Origin of the sequence: Trabulsiella odontotermitis, assembly GCF_001188485.1 — a bacterium.
Taxonomy (GTDB): domain Bacteria; phylum Pseudomonadota; class Gammaproteobacteria; order Enterobacterales; family Enterobacteriaceae; genus Trabulsiella; species Trabulsiella odontotermitis_A.
The window spans coordinates 1-3020 of sequence record NZ_JNGH01000042.1 but is presented as its reverse complement, the minus strand read 5'-3'; the positions used below and the strand labels follow the sequence as shown (position 1 = coordinate 3020).

Annotated in this window: 4 pseudogenes; 2 read left to right on the top strand and 2 right to left on the bottom strand. The window is 60.0% G+C overall.

The features are described 5' to 3' along the window. Positions 1–371: pseudogene (locus GM30_RS02890) on the bottom strand (iron chelate uptake ABC transporter family permease subunit); the annotation flags it as partial. 111 nt (positions 372–482) lie between these two features. Between GM30_RS02890 and GM30_RS02885 the strand changes: the two are divergent. After that, positions 483–1268: pseudogene (locus GM30_RS02885) on the top strand (MFS transporter); the annotation flags it as partial. A 63-nt stretch (positions 1269–1331) separates the two neighbouring features. Here GM30_RS02885 and fepB read toward each other — a convergent pair. Next, positions 1332–2250: pseudogene (gene fepB, locus GM30_RS02880) on the bottom strand (Fe2+-enterobactin ABC transporter substrate-binding protein). 189 nt (positions 2251–2439) lie between these two features. On the opposite strand from fepB, the pseudogene GM30_RS02875 reads away from it, so the two are divergent. Then, positions 2440–3020: pseudogene (locus GM30_RS02875) on the top strand (chorismate-binding protein); the annotation flags it as partial.

The following is a 3020-nucleotide window of genomic DNA, read 5'->3' as shown; positions in this document are numbered from 1 at the left end:
CCAGCAGCGATGCCGCCAGTGCGCCGCTGAAAGCCATCATCAGCTGTTCCTGAGGGGAAGAAAATCCGAGCAGCGCCGCGCCGAGCACAATGGCGAAACTGGCGCCGGCATTAACGCCGAGAATACCGGGGTCGGCGAGCGGGTTGCGGGTCAGGGTTTGCATCAGCGCCCCGGCAAGGCCCAGCGCGCCGCCTGCCAGCAGCCACAATCGTGCAATCGGCGGTCTGACAACTGCCGGACAGCGCGTCGGCAATCACGCTGACGGGAAGCGGTTTTGCCCCAATCAGCAGGCTGAGCGCAGCGGCAATAACTAACAGGATCAACAAACCGGGCACGGCAACGGCGCGCATCGCGGCTTTAGCGCATGACATAGGCACATCCATGAGTATGATAATGATAGTAATTATCGTTATCGATCTTATTTGGTTATGTTACCATGTGCCACCACGGAAATGGTAAGAAAAATAGCGCAAGGCACCGTCATGAACCGACAATCCTGGCTGCTCAACCTGAGCCTGCTGAAGACCCATCCGGCGTATCGCGCCGTGTTTATTGCCCGCTTTATCTCTATTTTGTCGCTCGGCCTGCTGGGCGTGGCGATCCCGGTGCAGATCCAGATGATGACCCACTCCACCTGGCAGGTGGGGCTGTCGGTGACGCTGACCGGCAGCGCGATGTTTGTCGGTCTGATGACGGGCGGCGTGCTGGCGGATCGTTATGAACGTAAAACGCTGATCCTGCTGGCGCGCGGCACCTGCGGCATCGGCTTTCTCGGTTTGTGGCTCAATGCGCTGTTGCCGGAGCCGTCGTTGTTGGCGATTTATCTGCTCGGCCTGTGGGACGGCTTTTTTGCTTCCATCGGTGTGACTGCGCTGCTGGCGGCGACACCGTCGCTGGTCGGGCGGGAAAACCTGATGCAGGCGGGGGCGATCACCATGCTGACGGTGCGTCTGGGATCGGTGATTTCACCGATGATTGGCGGTCTGCTGCTGGCGANCCGCTTTCTGTTTCACAACCCGCTGATTGGCGGCATCGCATTGCTCGGCGGCCTGCTGACCATGGCCAGCGCCGTGCGCGTGCTCTACCCGGCGCTGGCGCAGGGCTGGCAGATGTCGGCGTCGCAAATCGGCCTGCTGTATGCGGCGATCCCGCTCGGGGCAGCGTTCGGCGCGCTGACCAGCGGCACACTGGCGCAGACGCCGCGACCGGGCAGGGTGATGTTGTTGACNCCGCCAGCGCCAGCGGCTGGACGCTGGCGTGCGTTGGCATGTTGCTGGTGGGGCTGTTACGGGAGCTAAGAACGTTCAGACGGGACGCGCCCGCCTGAATATTCAACCAAACAATTTTTCCAGACGCTGCAGCACCAGCATGGCGCTGTAGTAGTCGAGGCGGAAGGTTTCGGTGCCGAGCGCATACACCTGTTTGTGTTGTACCGCAGGCAGATGGGCGAGCAGCGGGTCAGCGTAAATCGCCTCAATGTCTTTGTGATCCCCGGCAAACAGGAACAGCGATTCACCGTTCAGCCCGGTCGCCAGATTTTCGCCGCCAAGCTGCAGGATGTCGTGACGTTTGCCCTGACTCTGGCTGGTGTGCAGCCCGGCGGGCAGCGGGGCGAGGGAAAAACCAAGCTGATGCAGCAGCTTGCCCTGCGCTGATTCCGCCGTCCACAGGTTGGCGCTATGCGCGGCGGCGGTATACACCAGCGCGCTTACCGGCTGCGGCGGCAGGGTCATCTGCTTTTTCAGCACCGCCAGCTGTTGGTTGAAGCTGTCAATGCGCGCATCGGCCTCTTTTTCCTGGCCGGTGATCGCGCCGAGCTGTGCCAGCAGTGCCTGCCAGCTCTTGTCATCGTAATTGATGATAAGCGTCGGGGCGATGGCGGAAAGCTGATCGTAAAGGGCAATCGCGGAGTCACCGCCGGTGGCGCTGATGAGGATCAGATCCGGCATCTGTGCGGCCACCGCTTCCGCGCTCGGTTCACCAATGTACAGCCGCGCGAGCTTACGCGCTTTCGCCACCTCGCCCCACTGGCGCAAAAAACCCTGGTCGTCGGCAACGCGGTTGTTGGGCGTTGTCGCGCCGCTGGCCACGACCNGGGGAGACGATGCGCATCGGCTTGTGTTCAAGCGTCTGCGTGCCGCGGCTGTCGGTGACCTGACGTGGCCAGTCAGCCGCGCTGGCTGAGGCTAATCCTAAAAGCCAGAGGCCGGAAATCAGCAAAGTGTTACGCCACAACGAAGGGACTTTCACGGATAAGGTTCCTGTTTTTTATGGAAGTGAATGCGTCTCATTTTCACAAGTCACTGTCACGGTTGCAAGCATTTGACGCACAAGACGTTGCCGGACAGGTTGACATCCCGTGCATTTGCTTTTAGCTTACCGAACAAAAATACAAATGATAATCATTATTAATGTCTTTATCGTTTTTGGAGGATTGATATGGAAACGTCATTGGCTGAGGATGTGCAGGACGAGACGACCACGCTGTCGCCTGACTGCTTTTTCTTTATGTCGCCGTACCGAAGCTTTACCACGTCCGGCTGCTTCCGCCGCATCACCGTGCCGGTGGAGGGGGGTGACAATCTCAAAAGTGCCTTCCAGCAAACCTTAACTGCCGCCTTTAATGAGGCGNNAAAAAAAGCCAGTGATGGTCGGGGCTATTCCGTTTGATACCTCGCAACCTTCCGCACTGTTCATTCCTGAAAGCTGGCAGACGTTTTCACGCACCCGTAAGCAGCATTCGGCGCGTTACGCCGCGGCACTGCCGGAGATGAACGTCACCGCGCGGCGTGAAATTCCCGCGCAGGAGGCATTTATGACGATGGTGGAACGCGCCGCTGAGCGCACTGCCACGCCGGAAGTGGACAAGGTGGTACTGTCCCGTCTGATCGACATTTCGACCGATGCGCCGCTCGACAGCGGGGCGCTGCTGGAGCGGCTGATCGCGCAGAACCCGGCGAGCTACAACTTCCACATTCCGCTGCCGGACGGCGGCGTGCTGTTGGGTGCCAGCCCGGAAC